We start from the raw sequence: 648 nt of genomic DNA on the forward strand, positions 1-648 counted from the left end.
TTTCCTTCCCCTGTTTCAAAATATTGCTCCATCGGAGAAAATCTATACATATCTAAAATTGGTATAATTATTGAAATTAAAGTTACTATAAATAATGTCAACAAAATCTTTTTCAAGCTACTCACATCGTATATAACAGGTGCAGTATATGGTTCTATAGATGTTGATATAAAGAAAAAGTTCTTGATAAAAATTTTTGTTAGAAAAATACTGAATACTAAGCCTAACACAGTTGCTACAAAGAAAACAATCAAACTTTTCAACAGTTCAAACATTATAACTTCTTTCTTTTTCATCCCAATTATTCTCAGTAGTCCTTGTTCTTTTGACATTGATTTATGCATTAAAAACAAAATATTAAATACTAATAAAATAGCCATAGCAATGAACACAATATCGAAAACATCATATTCTTGTGAGAGGTTAGATTTTTCTTCCATTATTCTCTCAAGTGTATCATTTATATAAATATGGTCTGAATTTGATTTTATCTTTTCACACAACTCGTCCGCAATTCGTAATAAGTTTGATTTTTTGTCCTTTAAATAGATATTACCATCATAGTCTGCATATTTGTCAAAAGAATAGTTACTGTCATATATAAATATGCTTTTAAATTTATAATAATCTTTCAGTTCTTCTGGATAT

The 648-nt window shown here is 26.5% G+C and carries 1 protein-coding gene; it reads right to left on the reverse strand.

Annotated elements, in window-relative coordinates; all coding sequences use genetic code 11:
* Positions 1-648 (reverse strand): FtsX-like permease family protein (locus HMPREF0634_RS01320; RefSeq protein WP_007788305.1); only part of this gene is annotated, 648 nt, incomplete at both ends.

Source organism: Peptostreptococcus stomatis DSM 17678 (genome assembly GCF_000147675.1).
Taxonomy (GTDB): Bacteria; Bacillota; Clostridia; order Peptostreptococcales; family Peptostreptococcaceae; genus Peptostreptococcus; species Peptostreptococcus stomatis.